This is a genomic window from Roseomonas sp. USHLN139 (assembly GCF_037145735.1).
Taxonomy (GTDB): domain Bacteria; phylum Pseudomonadota; class Alphaproteobacteria; order Acetobacterales; family Acetobacteraceae; genus Pseudoroseomonas.
The window spans coordinates 295,313-312,692 of record NZ_JBBCWY010000006.1; the positions used below are offsets into that span (position 1 = coordinate 295,313).

The 17,380-nt window shown below is 72.9% G+C and carries 18 protein-coding genes; 8 read left to right on the forward strand and 10 right to left on the reverse strand.

Translation table 11 applies throughout. The features are described 5' to 3' along the window. Positions 1-112: 112 nt before the first annotated feature. Positions 113-2,215, forward strand: a complete 2,103-nt coding sequence (locus WFI16_RS18055) for a hybrid sensor histidine kinase/response regulator (protein ID WP_419899234.1) — start codon at positions 113-115, stop codon at positions 2,213-2,215. Positions 2,216-2,274: 59 nt separating this feature from the next. Here WFI16_RS18055 and WFI16_RS18060 read toward each other — a convergent pair whose 3' ends face one another. Next, a complete protein-coding gene (locus tag WFI16_RS18060) occupies positions 2,275-2,877 on the reverse strand; it encodes an NAD(P)H-dependent oxidoreductase (RefSeq protein ID WP_419899235.1) in 603 nt (200 codons plus the stop codon). Positions 2,878-2,953: 76 nt separating this feature from the next. Between WFI16_RS18060 and WFI16_RS18065 the strand changes: the two genes are divergently transcribed. Both WFI16_RS18065 and WFI16_RS18070 read left to right on the forward strand, forming a co-directional pair. Beyond that, entirely contained in the window at positions 2,954-3,535 is a 582-nt protein-coding gene (locus WFI16_RS18065; RefSeq protein ID WP_419899236.1) for a TetR/AcrR family transcriptional regulator, read from the forward strand. An 86-nt stretch (positions 3,536-3,621) separates the two neighbouring features. Beyond that, positions 3,622-3,852: a DUF2171 domain-containing protein gene (locus WFI16_RS18070; protein ID WP_419899237.1), complete on the forward strand. Its 231-nt coding sequence runs from the start codon at positions 3,622-3,624 to the stop codon at positions 3,850-3,852. A gap of 84 nt (positions 3,853-3,936) precedes the next feature. On the opposite strand, the gene WFI16_RS18075 is transcribed toward WFI16_RS18070, so the two are convergent. Next, positions 3,937-5,112 carry an MFS transporter gene (locus tag WFI16_RS18075; protein WP_419899238.1) on the reverse strand — a complete coding sequence of 392 codons (1,176 nt, stop codon included), beginning with the start codon at positions 5,110-5,112 and terminating at the stop codon, positions 3,937-3,939. Positions 5,113-5,264: 152 nt separating this feature from the next. On the opposite strand from WFI16_RS18075, the gene WFI16_RS18080 reads away from it, so the two are divergent. The 3 genes from WFI16_RS18080 to WFI16_RS18090 all read left to right on the forward strand — a co-directional run bounded on the left by WFI16_RS18080 (position 5,265) and on the right by WFI16_RS18090 (position 8,554). Then, the gene (locus WFI16_RS18080) at positions 5,265-6,182 is read left to right on the forward strand and encodes a LysR substrate-binding domain-containing protein (protein WP_419899239.1); all 918 of its coding nucleotides are present in this window, start codon (positions 5,265-5,267) and stop codon (positions 6,180-6,182) included. 163 nt (positions 6,183-6,345) lie between these two features. Then, positions 6,346-7,239 carry an NAD(P)-dependent oxidoreductase gene (locus WFI16_RS18085; protein ID WP_419899240.1) on the forward strand — a complete coding sequence of 298 codons (894 nt, stop codon included), beginning with the start codon at positions 6,346-6,348 and terminating at the stop codon, positions 7,237-7,239. 70 nt (positions 7,240-7,309) lie between these two features. Continuing rightward, positions 7,310-8,554, forward strand: coding sequence for an ABC transporter substrate-binding protein (locus tag WFI16_RS18090; RefSeq protein ID WP_419899241.1), 1,245 nt, complete (start codon positions 7,310-7,312; stop codon positions 8,552-8,554). Positions 8,555-8,608: 54 nt separating this feature from the next. Here WFI16_RS18090 and phnE (WFI16_RS18095) read toward each other — a convergent pair whose 3' ends face one another. From phnE (WFI16_RS18095) to phnC, 4 genes are read right to left on the reverse strand one after another with little or no spacing between them, the layout of a single operon-like run. Beyond that, positions 8,609-9,472, reverse strand: a complete 864-nt coding sequence (phnE, locus tag WFI16_RS18095; RefSeq protein WP_419899242.1) for a phosphonate ABC transporter, permease protein PhnE — start codon at positions 9,470-9,472, stop codon at positions 8,609-8,611. Then, positions 9,469-10,395: a phosphonate ABC transporter, permease protein PhnE gene (phnE, locus tag WFI16_RS18100; RefSeq protein WP_419899243.1), complete on the reverse strand. Its 927-nt coding sequence runs from the start codon at positions 10,393-10,395 to the stop codon at positions 9,469-9,471. Before phnE (WFI16_RS18100) ends, phnE (WFI16_RS18095) begins: the two co-directional genes overlap by 4 nt. A gap of 27 nt (positions 10,396-10,422) precedes the next feature. After that, the gene (phnD, locus tag WFI16_RS18105; protein ID WP_419899244.1) at positions 10,423-11,340 is read right to left on the reverse strand and encodes a phosphonate ABC transporter substrate-binding protein; all 918 of its coding nucleotides are present in this window, start codon (positions 11,338-11,340) and stop codon (positions 10,423-10,425) included. A gap of 40 nt (positions 11,341-11,380) precedes the next feature. Beyond that, the gene (phnC, locus tag WFI16_RS18110) at positions 11,381-12,184 is read right to left on the reverse strand and encodes a phosphonate ABC transporter ATP-binding protein (RefSeq protein WP_419899245.1); all 804 of its coding nucleotides are present in this window, start codon (positions 12,182-12,184) and stop codon (positions 11,381-11,383) included. A gap of 272 nt (positions 12,185-12,456) precedes the next feature. Here phnC and WFI16_RS18115 point away from each other — a divergent pair, with 272 nt between their 5' ends. Continuing rightward, positions 12,457-14,085, forward strand: coding sequence for a histidine kinase famiy protein (locus WFI16_RS18115; protein ID WP_419899246.1), 1,629 nt, complete (start codon positions 12,457-12,459; stop codon positions 14,083-14,085). 16 nt (positions 14,086-14,101) lie between these two features. Here the strand turns inward: WFI16_RS18115 and WFI16_RS18120 are convergent, their stop codons facing one another. Together WFI16_RS18120 and WFI16_RS18125 are read right to left on the reverse strand one after the other, a co-directional pair. After that, positions 14,102-14,587 (reverse strand): hypothetical protein, encoded by a 486-nt coding sequence (locus WFI16_RS18120; RefSeq protein WP_419899247.1) that lies wholly within the window; start codon positions 14,585-14,587, stop codon positions 14,102-14,104. 99 nt (positions 14,588-14,686) lie between these two features. Next, the gene (locus WFI16_RS18125) at positions 14,687-15,118 is read right to left on the reverse strand and encodes a hypothetical protein (protein ID WP_419899248.1); all 432 of its coding nucleotides are present in this window, start codon (positions 15,116-15,118) and stop codon (positions 14,687-14,689) included. Between the two features lie 251 nt (positions 15,119-15,369). Between WFI16_RS18125 and WFI16_RS18130 the strand changes: the two genes are divergently transcribed. Continuing rightward, on the forward strand, positions 15,370-16,017 hold the full coding sequence (locus WFI16_RS18130; protein ID WP_419899249.1) for a YcbK family protein: 648 nt from the start codon (positions 15,370-15,372) through the stop codon (positions 16,015-16,017). A 9-nt stretch (positions 16,018-16,026) separates the two neighbouring features. On the opposite strand, the gene WFI16_RS18135 is transcribed toward WFI16_RS18130, so the two are convergent. Together WFI16_RS18135 and WFI16_RS18140 are read right to left on the reverse strand one after the other, a co-directional pair. After that, complete coding sequence (locus WFI16_RS18135; protein ID WP_419899250.1) at positions 16,027-16,368, reverse strand: hypothetical protein; 342 nt, start codon at positions 16,366-16,368, stop codon at positions 16,027-16,029. Beyond that, on the reverse strand, positions 16,365-17,132 hold the full coding sequence (locus WFI16_RS18140) for a DUF3891 family protein (protein ID WP_419899251.1): 768 nt from the start codon (positions 17,130-17,132) through the stop codon (positions 16,365-16,367). The genes WFI16_RS18135 and WFI16_RS18140 overlap by 4 nt, the downstream gene beginning before the upstream one ends. Between the last annotated feature and the right edge of the window lie 248 nt (positions 17,133-17,380).

The window sequence follows — 17,380 nt, forward strand, 5'->3', positions numbered from 1 at the left end:
GCGTGACCGGGCCGGGGCCGGGCCCGGCGGGATTAGCGGTGGCCGCCGCGGGGGTGGCGCCGCTATAACCCGCCCCCCGCTTGTCTCCTGGCCGGACCGCCTGATCAGACCGATGGACTGCCCCGCGACTCCCGAGCAACCGCCGCTGCCGCCGGGCCTCCGCTTCCTGGCCGGCGGCGGGGCCGCCACCCGCCTGATCCTGGCGCGCGACTGGAACGACCATCCGCTCGGCCCGCCCGAGACCTGGCCGGAGGCGCTGAAGGCGACGCTCAGCACCGTGCTGAACTCGCCCGAATCGATGATCCTCTGCTGGGGCCGCGAGGCGCTCACCTTCTTCTTCAACGAGACCTATTTCCCGCTGCTCGGGCCGCGGCTGTCCTGGGCGATGGGCGCGCCCTTCGCGCAGGTCTGGGCCGATGCCTGGGCGCAGGCGCGGCCGATCATCGACGCCGCCTTCGCCGGGCGCAGCCAGCGCTTCACCGACCTGCCCTGGAAGCTGGCGACCGACCGCGGCGCCGCCGACACCTGGTTCACCTTCTCCTATTCGCGCATCCTTGATGCCGAGGGCGAGGTCGCCGGCCTGTTCATCTTCACCAACGAGACCACGGCGCGGGTGCTGGCCGACCGCGCCCTGGCGGAGAGCCAGGCCAGCCTGCGCGCGCTGAACGAGACGCTGGAGGCCCAGGTCGCCGAGCGCACCGCCGAGCGCGATGCCATCTGGAACGCCTCGCAGGACCTGCTCGGCGTCGCCGACACCGGGGGCGTCTGGCGCAGCGTCAACCCGGCCTGGACCGCCCGGCTGGGCTGGCAGCCGGCCGAGATCGTCGGCCGCAGCTCGGAATGGCTGGAGCATCCCGACGACCGGGCGCGCACCCGTGGCGAGGTGGCGCGCCTGGCCGCCGGCCAGGCCAGCCAGGATTTCGAGAACCGCCTGCGCTGCCGCGACGGCAGCTATCGCAGCCTGTCCTGGACCGCGGTGCCGGTGGAGGGCAAGCTCTACTGCTCGGCGCGCGACGTCACCGAGCAGCGCGCCGCCGCCGAGCGCCTGGCGCAGGCCGAGGAACAGCTGCGCCAGAGCCAGAAGATGGAGGCGGTCGGCCAGCTCACCGGCGGCATCGCGCATGACTTCAACAACCTGCTGACCGGCATCACCGGCAGCCTGGAGCTGCTCAGCGCCCGGCTGGCGCAGGGCCGCCCGGCCGAGGTCGAGCGCTATGTCGCCGCCGCCCAGGGCGCGGCGCAGCGGGCGGCGGCGCTGACCCACCGGCTGCTGGCCTTCTCGCGCCGGCAGACGCTCGACCCGCGCCCGACCGACGTGAACCGGCTGGTGGCCGGGCTGGAGGAGATGATCCGCCGCACCGTCGGTCCCGCGGTGGCGGTGGAAGTGGCGGGGGAGCCGGCGCTGTGGCCGATCCGGGTCGATCCGCCGCAGCTGGAGAACGCGCTGCTCAACCTCTGCATCAATGCGCGCGACGCCATGCCGCAGGGCGGGCGGCTGCGCATTGCCACCGGCAACCGCCGGCTCGATGCGGCGGCGGCGGCGGCGCAGGGCCTGCCGGCCGGGGATTACGTGGCACTCTGCGTCTCCGACACCGGCGAGGGCATGACGCCGGAGGTGGCGGCGCGCGCCTTCGATCCCTTCTTCACCACCAAGCCGCTGGGCCAGGGCACCGGGCTCGGCCTGTCGATGATCTACGGCTTCGCCCGGCAGTCCGGCGGCCAGGCCACCATCGTCTCGGCCCCGGGCCAGGGCGCCGAGATCTGCCTGACCCTGCCGCGGCATTGCGGCCCGGCCGAGCCAGCGGCGGGGCTGCCGGTGCTGGCCGATGCGCCGCGCGCCGGGCTGGGCGAGACCGTGCTGGTGGTCGATGACGAGCCCACCGTGCGCATGCTGGTCACCGAGGTGCTGCGCGAGCTCGGCTATGCGGCGATCGAGGCCGAGGATGGCGCGGCCGGCCTGGCCATCCTGCAGTCGCCGGCGCGCATCGACCTGCTGGTCACCGATGTCGGCCTGCCCGGCGGCATGAACGGGCGGCAGATGGTGGATGCGGCGCGGGAGGGGCGGCCGGGGCTGACGGTGCTGTTCGTCACCGGCTTCGCCGAGGCCGCCGTGCTGGGCGAGGGGCGGCTGCCGCCGGGCATGCATGTGATGACCAAGCCCTTCGCCCTGCAGGCGCTGGCGCGCCGCATCCGCGCGCTGATCGGCGGCGGCTGAGGGCGGCGGCCGAGGGCGGCGGCAGAGGGCGGCGCCGGGCGGCGCACCCCCGGCCGCCCTCAGCGGAGCGCCGCCACCGCCGCCGGCAGCGCGGCGCCGAGGGCGAAGCCGCGCCGCAGCGCCGCCTGCCGCCCGGCCTCGTCGTCATGCAGCAGGAACTCGGCGCCGACCACCGGCGCGCCGCAATAGCCGAAGATGCCCTGCTCGATCTGGGTGCGCATGGCGCTGTCATAGCCGCGCCGCGCATAGGTGCCCTGGTCGGCGCCGCCGAGGCCGACCAGCTGCACCGGCAGCCGCCCCAGCAGCTTCTCGATGCCGCCATCGGGCCGCTCGTCATAGGCCCAGCCGCGGGTGAAGACGCGGTCGATCCAGCCCTTCAGCAGCCCGGGCATCGCCCACCAATAGACCGGATAGACCAGCACCAGCGCCTGCGCCCCGTCGATCCGCCGCTGCTCGGCCAGCACGTCCGCCGGCGTCGGGCCGCGGCGCTGGAACTGCGCGTGATCGGCGGCGGAGAAGCGGGGGTCGAAGCCCTCCGCCGTCAGCTCGGCCAGGCTGGCGCCATGGCCGGGGCGGGAGGCGATGCCGGCCTGCAGCTGGCGGGCGACGGCCTGGGTCAGCGAGTCGGCGGCGGGATGGGCGGTGACGATCAGCGCCTGCATGGCAGATCTCCTTGGCGAGTGGGAACGGGGTCTATATACTTTTGGTAAGTTACCTTTTGTAGGTTGTCTGTCAAGCATGACCCTTCCCCCCCGTCGCCGCCTCTCCCGCGAGGAGCGCCAGGCGCAGCTGCTCGACACCGCGCGCCGCCTGGTGCAGCAGGAGGGGACGGATGCGCTGACGCTCGGCCGCCTGGCCGAGCAGGCGGGCGTCACCAAGCCGGTGGTCTATGATCATTTCGCGACGCGCGAGGGGCTGCTGGCGGCGCTCTACGCCGATTACGACCGGCATCAGGCGGCGGTGCTGCAGGCGGCGCTGCAGGCCGCCCCGGCGACGCTCGAGGCGCGCGCGGATGTCATCGCCACGGCCTATATCGGCTGCGTGCTGACCGAGCGGCAGGAGATCCCGGGCGTCGCCGCGGCGCTGGCCGGCGCGCCGGAGATGGAGGCGCTGAAGCGCCGCTACCAGGCGGCCTTCATCGCCCGCTGCCGCGCCGCGCTGGAGCCCTGCGCCGGCGGTGGCGCGCTGCCCGCCGCCGGGCTCTGGGCGATGCTCGGGGCGGCGGACGCGCTGGCCGAGGCGGCGGCGCGCGGCGCCGTCACGCCGGACGAGGCGGTGGCCGAGCTGCGCCGGGTGATCGGCGGCCTGGCGGGGCGCTGAGCCGCCTCGCAAGGCCGCGAGCGGCGACAACTTCGCGCCGCCCCGCCCGTTCTCCTGTCGACGCCCACGATAGAGGAGACAGCGCCATGGTCGATACCAAGCAGATCGCCGAGCACATGGAAGTCGTCGGTTCCTGCGGCAACCATGTCGGCACCGTCGATCATCTCGACGGCCAGCGCATCAAGCTGACGGCGAAGGACAGCGCCGATGGCCGGCATCATTTCCTGGCGCTCGACGCCGTGGAGGCGGTGCGCGACGGCAAGGTGGTGACGCGGATGAACCACAAGGAAGCCCTGGCCTCGCTGCAGGCCGCCTGACGGCCGGCGGCCGGCAGGCCCGGCCGCCACCGCCATCAAGGCCCCGCCCGGTCGCCACCGGGCGGGGCCTTTTTTTCAGGCGGGCTATTCCGCCGCAGCGCCGGCCAGCCCGGTGGCAGCCGGGCGGCGCGCCGCGTACAGCACCATCGCCAGCCCCGCCAGCGCCGTCGCCGCCCCCGCCAGGGCCACCGCCGGATAGCCCCAGCCGGCGGCGATCACCCCGCCGCCCAGCGCCGCGCCGAGGGCATTGCCCAGGTTGAAGGCGCCGATATTGACCGAGGAGGCCAGGCTCGGCGCCGCCGCCGCCGCGCCCATCACCCGCACCTGCAGCGGCGGCACCAGGGCGAAGCTGGCGATGCCCCAGAGGAAGATCAGCCCGGCGCTGACCACGGCATCCGGCATGAACCAGGCGAAGGCCAGCAGCACCAGGGCCAGCCCCGCCAGCGCCGCGATCAGCGTGCGGTCGACCGAGCGGTCGGCGAAGCGGCCGCCGAGCCCGTTGCCGAGGGTCAGGCCCAGGCCATAGGTCACCAGCATCGCCGTGACATAGCCGGGCGAGGCGCCCGTCGCCTCGCGCAGGATCGGCGCGATATAGGTGAAGACGGTGAACATCGCGCTCGAGCCGACCACCGTCAGCAGCAGCGCCCCCAGCACCCGCCGCTGGCCGAGGGCGCGGATCTCGGCCATCGCGTCGCCGCTGTCGGGCGCCGGCAGGGCGGGCAGGGTCAGCCGCAGCGCCAGCAGCGTGGCCAGGCCCAGCCCGGCGATGGCCCAGAAGCTGACCCGCCAGCCGAGCGTCTCGCCGGCCCAGCTGGCCAGCGGCACGCCGACCACCGTCGCCAGGGTCAGCCCCATGAACATGGTGGCGACCGCGCCGGCCCGGCGCTCGGGCGGCACCAGCCCGGCGGCGACGATCGCGCCGACGCCGAAGAAGGCGCCATGGTGCAGCGAGGTGACGATGCGGGCGGCCAGCAGCATCTCGTAGCTGGTGGCCAGCGCCGCCATCAGGTTGCCCAGGGTGAAGATGGCGGTCAGCAGCAGCAGCAGGGTGCGCCGCGGCAGGCGCCGCGTGCCCAGCGTCATCAGCGGCGCGCCGAGCATGACGCCCAGCGCATAGGCGCTGACCAGCAGCCCGGCGCGCGGGATCGAGACGCCGAGATCGCCGGCGATCACCGGCAGCAGGCCCATCGGCGCGAATTCGGTCACGCCGATGGCGAAGGCCCCGGCCGCGAGGGCCAGGAGTCCGGGGTTGGTCTTCATGCAGGCCTCGTGAAGCGGCGCGGCGGGCCGGCCCGGCGGTCGGCCAGGCGGCGGGGCGGCGCCGGCATTGGAAGGAGTGTTCCGGTGTCGGCGCAAAGATGATACGGCCCCTCTCGCCTGACTACGGCGCGACGGCGAAAAGGATCTTTGCGATGGACGCAAAGCTGGAGGCGCGGACCGACCGCGCGCGCGACCTGGCGCTGTTCGCCCTGGTGGCGGAGCAGGGCAGCTTCTCGGCCGCCGGAAGGGCGCTCGGGCTCAGCCCCTCGGCGGTCAGCCGCGGCATCGACCGGATCGAGGCGCGGCTCGGCGTGCGGCTGCTGCTGCGCTCGACGCGGGCGCTGGCGCTGACCGCCGAGGGCCAGGCCTATCGCCAGGCGGCGCGGCGCATCCTGGGCGAGCTCGACGAGGCGGAGCAGCGCATCGCCGACCAGGCGGCGCCGCGCGGCCGGCTGCGGGTCAGCGCCGCGCAGTCGCACGGGCGGCTCTGCCTGCTGCCGCTGCTGCCCGACTTCATGGCGCGCTACCCGCAGATCCTGCTCGACCTGTCGCTGACCGATGCGGTGGTCGATGTCGCCGCCGGCCAGGCCGATGTGGCGATCCGCTTCGGCCCGCTGGCCGACAGCGCGCTGACCGCGCGCCGGCTGGGCGAGGGCGGTCGCGTCATCGTCGCCGCCCCCGCCTATCTGGCGCGCCACGGCACGCCGCGCGCGCCGGAGGAACTGCTTCGGCACAACTGCCTGAACTTCAACTTCCGCCGCGCCGAGGCGACCTGGCCGTTCCGCCGCGACGGACGGCTGTTCACCCTCGACATCCGCGGCGGGCTGGAGGCGAACAATGGCGAGACGCTGGGCCAGCTGGCGCTGCTCGGCCTCGGCATCAGCCGGGTCGGGCGGTTCAGCGTGGCGCCGGAGATCGCCGCAGGGCGGCTGGTGCCGCTGCTGGAGGCGTTCAACCCCGGCGATACCGAGCAGCTGCACGCGCTGTTCGTCGGCGGCGCCAATACCCCGGCGCGGGTGCGGGTCTTCGTCGGCTTCCTGGCGGCGCGGCTGTCCGGCACCCTCGCCTGAGCGGGGGCCTGAGCGGAAGGGGGCGGCGAATTCAGCATCCGCTCTTTCTGCTATGCCGCTTTTGTATGGCGGGGCGCGGGCCCGGCCATTGCTTAATCTCCCTTCAGCCGAGCGCCGCGCCAGCCAAGACGGACGCCACGGCCACCAGGGAGCGAAGACCAGCATGGATGTCGGATTCATCGGCCTCGGCCGGATGGGGCGCCCGATGGCGTCCAACCTCTGCCGCAAGGGCTTTCGGCTGACCGTCAACGACATCAACCCGGAGGCGGTGGCCGAGCTGGCGCTGCTGCAGGCGCGCCCGGCCGCGAGCATCGCGGAAGCCGCCGCCGCCGGCCAGGTGATCGTCACCATGCTGCCCAACTCGGCCATCGTCGGGCAGGTGGTCGGCGGCGCCGACGGCGTGCTGGCGCATGCGAAGCCCGGCTCGGTGGTGCTGGACATGAGCACCATCGACCCGGAGACCACCGACCGGCTGGCGGCCCAGGCCGCCGAGCGGGGCATCGGCTTCGTCGACGCGCCGGTCGGCCGGCTGGCCAGCCACGCCGATCGCGGCGAATCCCTGTTCATGGTCGGCGCCACGGACGAGCACTTCGCGCTGGTCCGCCCGCTGCTGGAGGCGATGGGCAGCACCATCCACCATTGCGGCCCGGTCGGCAGCGGCACCCGCACCAAGCTGGTGAACAATTTCCTGGCGGTGGCCTCCTGCCAGATGAACGCGGAGGCGCTGGCACTGTCGCAGCGCTTCGGGCTGGAACTGGAGACCACGCTGGAGGTGCTCTACGGCACCACCGCGGTGAACGGGCAGCTGAAGATCGCCTGGCCGAGCAAGGTGCTGAAGGGCGATATCGCGCCCGGCTTCACCATCGACCTGGCGCACAAGGACCTGACGCTGATCGTCGAGGCGGCCAATGCGGCGCGCGTGCCGATGCCGATGGCCGCCGCGGCGCGCGAGGCCTTCAGCACCGCCCGCTCGCGCGGCTTCGGCGACAAGGATTTCTCCGCCATGGTCGATGCGCTCTGCGACCTGGCGCAGATCGAGAAGCCCCGCCTGCGCTGACGCTGCCCCGCCGGACCGACCAGGCACCGCCCCGCAGAGGGCGGGCCACCACGCATCAAGGGAAACGCTCATGTCCAGCTCTCGTCGCGCGCTGCTGCAGGGCAGCGCCGGCCTCGCCGCCGCCGCCGCCCTGACCACCACCCCGCTCGCCCGCCCGGCCCTGGCCCAGGCGCCGGCGCTGCGCATCGGCGTGCTGGCCGATTTCTCCGGCATCTACACCGACCTGCTGGGCCCGGCCGGCGTCGCCTGCGCCCGCCAGGCGGCCAGCGAGTTCATGGCGGCGACGCCCGGCCTGAATGTCGAGGTGATCTTCGGCGACCACCAGAACAAGGCCGATGTCGGCGCCACCCTGGCGCGCTCCTGGTTCGACCAGCAGGGCGTCGACATGCTGATCGCCGGCCCCAATTCGGCGGTGGGGCTGGCCGCCTCGACCATCACCCGCGACAAGGACAAGGTCTGCCTCGGCGTCGCGGTGACGGCGACCGAGTTCACCAACACGCTCTGCACGCCCAACACCATCAACTGGACCTATGACGGCTACATGCTGTCCAAGGCGGTCGCCGCCGAGACGGTGAAGGGCGGCGGCAAGAAGTGGTACTTCATCGCCACCGACAATGCCTTCGGCCATTCGCTGCAGGCCGAGACCACCGCCTTCGTGCAGGAGGCCGGCGGCAGCGTGGTGGGCGGCGCCCGCGTGCCGCTCGGCACCGCCGATTTCTCGGCCACCCTGCAGACGGCGCGGGCCAGCGGGGCGGAGGTGATCGGCCTGGCGCTCGGCGGCAACGACCTGCCCAACTGCATCAAGCAGGCGCAGGAATTCGGCATCACCCGGCGGATGAAGATGGCCGCGCTGGTGATGTTCCTGAGCGACATCAAGGCGGCCGGCCTGCCGGTGATGCAGCAGCTGCTGTTCACCAACAGCTTCTACTGGGACACCAACGAGCAGACCCGCGCCTTCACCCGCCGCGTCCTGCCGGTGATGGGCGGCGCCTATCCGGGCATGGTGCATGCGGGCTGCTATGCCGTCACCCGCCACTACCTGAAGGCGGTCGCCGCCATGGGGGTGGCGCGGGCGAAGCAGAGCGGCGCCGCCGTGGTGGCGCAGATGAAGACGATGCCGACCGAGGACGACGCCTTCGGCCAGGGCAGCATCCGCGCCGATGGCCGCGCCGTGCTGGCCGCCTATCTGCTGCAGGTGAAGGCGCCGGGCGAGAGCCGCCAGGACTGGGATTTCTGCAAGCTGGTCTCGACCATGGCGCCGGAGGAGACGGTCAAGCCGCTGGCGCAGAGCGCCTGCCCGCTGATCCGCGGCTGACCGCCCGGCCGGGCGGGGCGCAGCGCCCCGCCCGCCACCCTGCCCAGCCGGTGATCAGCCGGTGATCATCCGGCGCAGCCGGGTGGAGAGGCGGTCGACCAGCATCACCGTCGCCAGGATCAGCAGCACGATGAAGGACACCACGTCCCATTCCAGCGTGCGGATCATCTCCGACAGCATCAGCCCGATGCCGCCGGCGCCGACGATGCCGATGATGGTCGACGAGCGGGTGTTGCTCTCGATCATGTAGAGCACATGGCCGATCATCACCGGCAGCACCGCCGGCAGCACGCCGAAGCGGATGCCGGCCAGCCGGCCGCCGCCGGTCGAGCGCACGCCCTCGACCGCGCGGCGGTCGGCCGCCTCGATCGCCTCGGAGAACAGCTTGCCGAAGGTGCCGATATCGCCGGTCATGATCGCCAGCACCCCGGCGAAGGGGCCGAGGCCGACGACGCTGACCCAGATCAGCGCCCAGATCAGCGCATCGACGCCGCGGATGCTGTCGAGCAGCCGGCGCGACAGGAAATGCACCAGGCGGTTGATGCTGGTGTTGCGCGCCGCCAGCAGGCCGAGCGGGAAGGCGAGGATGGCGGCCAGCAGCGTGCCGAGGAAGGCGATCGCCAGCGTCTCCGCCAGGCCCTGGAAGATCAGCACGGCGCGGCTGGCGGTGCCCGGCGTCGGCGGGATCATCAGCCCGATGAAATGCACCAGCTGCGCCAGGCCGCCGGCGATGCGGCCGGGCGAGAACTCCAGCCGCCAGAGCCCGAAGGCGAAGAGGCAGATGGCGGCGGCGAGCAGCGCCAGCCCGAGCAGCCGGCGCGGCGTCGCGCGGCGGAAGGCCGCCGGGTGGCGCGCCCGCAGGCCGGCCAGGTCGGCCAGCGCGCTCTGCCGCAGGCTCAGGGGATGCGTGGTGCTCATCCATGCCGCTCCATCGCGCCGATCAGCCGGTGCCGCAGCCATTCCGTGCCGAGATCGATCAGCATGACGGTCAGGATGATCAGCAGCAGGATGGCGGAGACGTCGTTGTAGTAGAACTTGCGGATCGCCTCGAGCAGGTCGAGGCCGATGCCGCCGGCGCCGACGAAGCCCAGCACCGAGGCCTGGCGGACATTGATCTCGAAGCGCAGCAGCAGGTAGCTGACGAAATTCGGCAGCACCTGCGGCAGCACGGCGAAGCGCACCATGGCGACCCAGGAGGCGCCGGCCGCCGTCGCGCCCTCGACCGGCTTGCGGTCGATGTTCTCGACCACCTCGTAGAACAGCTTGCCGAGCGCGCCCATGCTGTGCAGCGCGATGGCCAGCACGCCGGGCACCGGGCCGAGGCCGAAGGCCATGACGAAGACCAGCGCGAAGACGATGTCGGGGACGGTGCGGCAGAATTCCAGCAGCCGCCGCGCCGCGCCGCGCAGCCAGCCATGGGCAACCAGGTTGGAGGAGGCCAGGAAGCAGAGCAGGAAGCCGCCGAGCCCGCCGAGCACGGTGCCGAGATAGGCGATCAGCAGCGTGTCGAACAGCAGCACGCCCCATTTCCGCCAGCCCCAGAGCCATTCCGCCGGATCGGTCCAGACCCGGCCGCTGCCGCTCTCGAAGGCGGTGATGCGGTCGAAATAGTCGAGGAAGCCGCCGAGATGCCGCCACAGCCGGGCGAGGTCGATTTCGGCGACATGGCCGGCGAGCAGGGTGAGGGCCGCGATGGCGAGCGCCAGCAGCAGCGCGCGGCGGCGCGGCGCCCGGCCGGCCTGGCGATAGCCGTCCAGCGGCTCGGCGAGGCGCGGGTCGGCGGGGCGGGGGAGGGAGATGGCCAGGGGAATGCGTCCCGGAACGGCCGCTGTCCCGGCCACCAGGGCCAGGACAGCGGGCGCGCCGCCTCAGCCGCGGCGGCGCAGGTTGTCGACGAAGCGGTTCAGCTCGATGATCGGCTGGTAGACGCTGTTGTCGGCGGCCACCAGCGGGCCCGCCTTGCCATCGGTCATCCTGTCGAAGGCGGCCTTGTCGGCGGTGGCCAGCTCCAGCACGGCGCTGCGGATCGCCGCCTTCAGGTCTTCCGGCAGCGCGTCCAGATAGGCCATCGGCGAGTTCACGATCTGCTCGGACTTGAAGATGATGCGGAAATCCGCTGCCTTCACCATGCCCTTGCGCGCCATGCGCAGCAGGTTGCTCTCCTGCTCGTCATTCCACCAGTTGGCGCACATGTCGACGGTGCCCTGGCTGAGCGCGATCACCGCGTTCTCATGGCTGCCGGTATAGACGACGCGGCCGAAGAACTGCTCCGGGGTGATGCCCAGCTTGTTCAGCGCGAAGCGCGGCACGTTGTTGCCCGAGGTGGAGTTCGGATCGACCAGGCCGAGGTTCTTGCCTTTCAGATCCTCGATCTTCTGGTAGGGGCTGTCGGCCTTCACGTAGAACACCGAGTAGTAGCCCTTGCTGCCGTCGAGATTGCTCTCGATGGCGAAGGCGGTGATCTTCGAGCCGGTCATCAGCGCGCGGGCGAAGGAGGAGGGGCCGTAGGAGGCGAGGTGGATATTGCCCGCCCGCTGCCCCTCGATCACCGCGGCATAGTCGCTGGCGATGCGCAGCGTCACCTTGGTGCCGAGGCGCTTCGACATGTAGGCGATGAAGGGCGCGTAGCGCTCGGTGACGCCCGAGGCGTTCTCCGACGGGATGATGGCGAAGACCAGCTCGGGATAGCGGGCGGCCCAGGGTGCGGCGCCCTGGGCGCGGAGGACGGTCGGCGCCGCGAGCATGGCGGCGGAGGCGCCCAGGAGGGCGCGGCGCTGGAGGAGCATGGGTGTCTTCCCTGTGGGTCGGCGAAAAGCGAAGGCAGCGTCAGGCGTGCAGCGGCTGTGCCGCGCGGCGGGGCGGCGCCGCGACCGGCGCGGCCTCCATCGCCTCGGCCGCCTCGAGGCCGTAGAGCGCGCGCGCGGCGGCGGCGTCGAGCCGGTCCGGCGCGCCGTCGAAGACCAGGCGGCCGGCCGAGAGCCCGACCAGCCGCGTGCAGTAGTGGCGCGCGATGTCGAGCGAATGCAGGTTGCAGAGCACGGTGATGCCGTAGTCGCGGTTGATCCGCGCCAGCGCGTCCATCACCACGCGGGTGTTGCGCGGGTCGAGCGAGGCGATCGGCTCGTCGGCCAGGATGATCTCGGGCGACTGCACCAGGGCGCGGGCGATGGCGACGCGCTGCTGCTGGCCGCCCGAGAGGGTCTCGGCGCGCTGCGCGGCCAGCTCGGCGATGTCGAGGCTCTCCAGCGCCGAGAGGGCGATGGCGCGGTCCTCCTCCGGCCAGAGCTGCAGCAGCGAGCGATAGGCCGGCACCTGGTTCAGCCGGCCCATCAGCACATTGGTCAGCACGTCGAGCCGGCCGGACAGGTTGAAGCCCTGGAACACCATGGCGCAGCGCGCCCGCCAGTCGCGCAGCGCGCGGCCGCGCAGCGCGGTGACGTCGGTGCCGTCGAACAGGATCTGCCCGGCGCTCGGCTCGGCCAGCCGGTTCACCATGCGCAGGAAGGTGGACTTCCCGGCGCCCGAGCGGCCGATCACGCCGACGAAGGCGCCGCGCGGCACCTCGAGCGAGAGGTTGTCGAGCGCGATCCGGTCGCCGAAGCGCCGCGTCAATCCCTGGATGATCAGCATGGGCGGACGCTTAGCCCGCGCATGATGACAGCCGCATCGCAGCAGCGTGAAGGATCGATGACGCTGCGGGGGACGGGGGCGGAGGGGAGGGCGGCCCGGGCCCGGCCGGCCGGCCGGCTTGCGGCGCGGGAAAAAAAGCCAGGGTCCCGCACAACGTTTGGCGCGGAAATAACTTATGTGACGGAACCGGGTGCCGGGCCGCCGCAGGCCGCCCGCCGCATCCCGCTATCGGAACCGTCGCAGCCATGCCGCCAGCGGCAGAAGGGAGAGTCATGCCCGTCGAACGGTCGCGCAACAGGCCCGCCCTGTCGGAGGAGACGCGGCAGAGCCCCGACTTCTCCGGCGCGCGCGACAGCCGCGACATCTTCTTCGCCGCGGTCGAGACCACGCGGATGCCGATGACCGTGACCGATCCGCGGCAGAAGGACAATCCGATCATCTTCGCCAACCAGGCCTTCCTGGCGCTGACCGGCTATGCCTCGGAGGAGTTGATCGGCCGCAACTGCCGCTTCCTTCAGGGGCCGGAGACCGATCGCGACACGGTGGAGCAGGTCAAGCAGGCGATCCGCGAAGAGCAGGAGATCGCCACCGAGATCCTGAACTACCGCAAGAACGGCTCCAGCTTCTGGAACGCGCTCTACATCTCGCCGGTGCATGACGGCGAGGGCAACCTGATCTACTTCTTCGGCTCGCAGCTCGACGTCTCGCGCCGGCGCGATGCCGAGGATGCGCTGCGCCAGGCGCAGAAGATGGAGGCGCTCGGCCAGCTGACCGGCGGCATCGCGCACGACTTCAACAACCTGCTGCAGGTGATGTCGGGCTATCACGAGCTGGCGCTGGCGGCACTGCGCCGCGGCGGCGGGGCGGAGGTGCGGGCGCTCGGCCATATCGAGGCGGCGCACCAGGCGGCGATGCGCGCCGGCACGCTGACCCAGCAGCTGCTGGCCTTCGCCCGCAAGCAGCGGTTGGAGGGCCGCGCGCTGAGCCTGAACGAGACGGCGCGCTCGATGCTCGACCTGGCGCGGCGGACGCTGGGCGGCGAGGCCAAGGTCTATGCGCATCTCGACGAGACGCTGTGGAACTGCCGGGCCGATCCCAGCCAGCTCGAGGTCTCGATCCTGAACCTGCTGATCAATGCGCGCGACGCGCTGCAGGGGCGGCCCTCGCCCTCGGTGACGCTGGAGACCCGCAACCACGAGGTGGCGGCCGAGGATGCCGGCAACCCGGCCGGCCTGCCGCCCGGGCGCTATGCCTGCATCAGCGTCTCCGACAATGGCTGCGGCATGTCGCCGGAAATCCTGGCCCGGGTGCTCGATCCCTTCTTCACCACCAAGGAGGAAGGCCGCGGCACCGGCCTCGGCCTGTCCACCGTCTATGGCTTCGCCAAGCAGTCCGGCGGCACGGTGCGGCTGTATTCCGAGGCGGGCTTCGGCACCACGGTGCGGCTCTACTTCCCCGCCGCCGAGGGGACCGGCGACCGCCGCGCCACGCCGCACTCGCGGGCGATCCAGCGCGGCGGCCAGGAGGTGATCCTGGTGGTCGAGGACCGGCCCGAGATCGGCGATGTCGCCGAGGCCTTCCTCGAGGATTTCGGCTACCGCATCCTGCGCGCCGAGAGCGGGCGCCAGGCGCTGGTGATGCTCGAGGCGCATCCCGAGATCGACCTGCTGTTCTCCGACCTGATCATGCCGGGCGGGATGAACGGCGTGGTGCTGGCGCGCGAGGCGCGGCGGCGCCGGCCGGAGCTGAAGATCCTGCTGACCACCGGCTATGCCGAGGCCTCGGTCGAGCGGATCGAGGCCGGCGGCTCGGAATTCGAGATCATCAACAAGCCCTATGGCCTGCAGAACCTGGCGAAGAAGGTGCGGCTGGTGCTCGACGGCCCGACCGGGGTGGCCTGAGGCGGGCGCCGCCCGCTCAGCCGTCGTTCTGCATCGCCAGCTGCCGCGCCACCCCCTCATAATGCCGCGCCGAGGCCGTATTGCCCTGGGCGCGGTAGGCGGCGCTGACCGCGCGCGCCGCCCGCACCGCGGCGTCAAAGGCCTCCAGCCGCTGGGGCCAGTCCAGCTCGCCCTCGCCGATCTCGCCCTCCCGGAAGGCGCCGACGCGATAGCCGCCATCGAGATCGACCACGCCGATCCGCGGCACGCCGCCCTGCATCGCGCCGTAGAAGGCCACGCCCGGCCGGGCGCTGTCGCGGCGCCGCAGCATGCCATGGCCCTCCGCCAGCCCCGCCGGACAGGCGCCGGTCGAGAAGACCGGGCCGCCCTCCAGCGAGCGGGGCGCGACGAAGCGGCAGGAGGTCGCCGGGTCGCGCGACCAGGCCATCTCCTGCGCCCGGCCCGGGCCCGCCGCCAGCAGCGCGGCCAGCAGGACCCCCGCCCATCGATGCCGCGCCGCCATGCCCTGCCTCCCGCGCTGTGCTGCCGCCGCCGGGCTTAGCATGCCGGCGCGCGGCGCCGGAGCGGGCGGCCGCGGCACATTCGCGTCAGCGGCGCGGCCTCAGCGGCAGTTGTCGCCGGTGCGGCGGAAGTTAAACACCCGGCCGTCGCGCAGCTCGAAGGTGACCAGGCAGGGCTCCGCCGCATAGCCGCCGCCGCCGAGCGGGAAGCCCAGGCCGATGCCGGTGCCGGTGCCGACGCCGCGGCCGCGGCCATAGCCGCCGCCATAGCCGAAGCTGCCGGCGCCGATGCCGAAGCTCAGCCCGGAGGCGGCGGGCGGCGTGCTGCTGGTCAGGTCGTATTCCAGGAAGCGCCGCCCCTCGCCGTCATAGACGCGCTGCGGCACGCCCAAGCCCTCGACCAGGCGGATCTCCGGCTGGCCGACATAGGTGGCGAGGCCGCGATCGACATCGCCCGGCCCCTCGCCGGCACAGGCGGCGAGCAGCGCGGGGGCGGCGAGCAGCACGGCAAGGCTGAGGCGCGGCGGCGTCATCCGGGTTCTCCTGTCGACCGTCCAACGCCGCGCCGCGCGCGGCGGTTTCGCCGGCGGGGGCCGCGGCGCGGCCGCCGGCAGCCGGGCAGGGCGGCCATCCCCGCCGGGCGGTTTCCGCCACGGGTCATTTCCCCGCCTGCCAGGGATGAAAATATTTCCCCTGGATCAATTTGAAATCGTCCAAGGACAAACATAGTAAAACTGCGAATTAGTGGGTTGCCCCATAATATTTAACCGACGAAAATGCGGGCATGCGCCGCCGGTTCTTCTGCACCCTGTCCCTGGCCGCCGCCGTTGCCGCGCCGCCCGCCCTGGCGGCGCCGCGGCTGCTGCCGGACCCGCCGCTGGCGCGCCGGCTGCGGCTGCGCCACGCGGCCTCCGGCGCGGTCTTCTCCGGCATCTACCACAACGGCCTGGCCGCCGATCCCAAGGCCATGGCCGAGCTGTCGCAGGTGCTGGCCGATACCCGCACCGGCCAGGTCCGCGCCTTCGACGTCGAGGCCATCGACATCGTCTGGGAGATGGGCCGACGCCAGGGCTTCGCGGAATTCACCGTGCTCTCCGGCTACCGCACCGAGGCGACCAACCGCGAGGTGAACGGCGCCGCCAACAGCCAGCACCTGCGCGCCGCGGCGCTCGACCTGCAGATCGCCCGCGCCCGCTTCGACGGCTTCGCCGAGGCGGCGCTGAAGCTCGGCCGCGGCGGCGTCGGCCTGTATCCCGGCCAGGGCTTCATCCATCTCGATTCCGGCACGGTGCGGCACTGGCGCGAGGGCGAGACGCCGGCCGCCATGGCGCTGCGGCGCGGCCCGGTGCTGCCCAGCCTGCCGCCGCGCAGCCCGGCCGAGCAGCGCATCGACCGCCTGGCCGAGGCCTGGGCCAATCTGCGACGCCGCTGAACCGGCGGTTCAGCCCTCCGCCAGTTCCTCGGCCAGCGCGGCCGCCCAACCGGCATAGGGCGTGTTGCGCGCCAGGTGGCGGGTGTAGTCCGGCGCGCCATCCTGCCACCAGACCGGGCCGCGCTCGCCGAGCTCCTGCTTGGCGGCCTCGACCCGCTGCCGCGCCGCCTCCCGCGCCGCGCTGTCCTGCTGCCGCATCGCCGCCTGCTTGGCCCGCCGCGCCGCCATCAGCTCCCGCACCAGCGCCTCGCGCCGGGCGGCGGACAGGGCCGGGTTGGCGCGGCGCCACAGCCGGCCGCGCACCATCAGGTAGCGGCCATCCGGCGTGGTCGGCGGCGGCGCGGCGCTCATGCCGGGACCAGGGTCTCGACCAGCGGGCTCCAGCGCGCCTGGCGCAGGTCGCGGCGCATCGCCTCCTCCCCGGTCCAGCGGGTTGCTTCCGGCAGCTGGATCGCCTCGGCGCGCAGCACCAGCCGCTCCTCGCGGAACGGCCAGGGGTCGAGCGACCAGCGTGCTTCCTCCTGCCGCGCCAGCCGCATCGGGCGGCGGCTGCCATCTTCCATCGGCGCCTCGCCCGCCTTGTCGGGGGCGGCGAAGCAGAGCGCCAGGGACAGCGCGTCGGTCACCGCGACCAGCGCCGAGTTGCGCGCCACCTGCTCCGGCGCGGCGCCGAGCTTCGCCGTCCAGTCCGCCTGCAGCGCCGCCTGGCGCGCGGCATGCTCGTTGATGGCGGCGCGGTCGGCCGGCGGCAGCCGCTCGGGCCGCAGGTACTCGGTGTAGATCCGGGTGCCGTGCAGCGAGATCAGCAGGGCGGGCCAGAGGCCCCAGGCGGCGCGCGCCCGCTCCACCCCCTGCGCCCACATCGGCGCGTGCACCGCGGCGCCGAGCTCGGTGAAGCTGTGCGGCAGGCCGGTCTCCGGGTTCAGGCTGGGCGCCGCCTCCCAGTCCAGCCAGGCCAGGTCGTGCTGCCCGGCGGCCAGGATCACCGCGGGCGCCGGGTCGGGCAGGGCGAAGCCCGGGGCGCCCCAGGCGGCCAGCATCTGGCCGGAGAGCAGGGCATGGGCGGGCTGCGGGACCAGCAGGCGGCAGCCCGCCTCGGGACGGCGGATGATCATGCGGGGTCAACGCGCCAGGCGGCCACGGGATCCATCCTGGGATCCATGATGGGATCCATCCTGGGATCCAGCCGGCCGGCCCGGCGCTTGCGGACCGCCCCCTTTCTTAACAACCCGGCATCGGATGCGCGGCAGAATGGCCGGCCGGGAGACGGTACCTTGTCAGTTTGCCTGGCTTGGCGTACTCGGGGCCGTTGGGACCCCAGGCAGTTTACAATACCGGTGCTGGGCGCCGCGCGCGGCTCCTG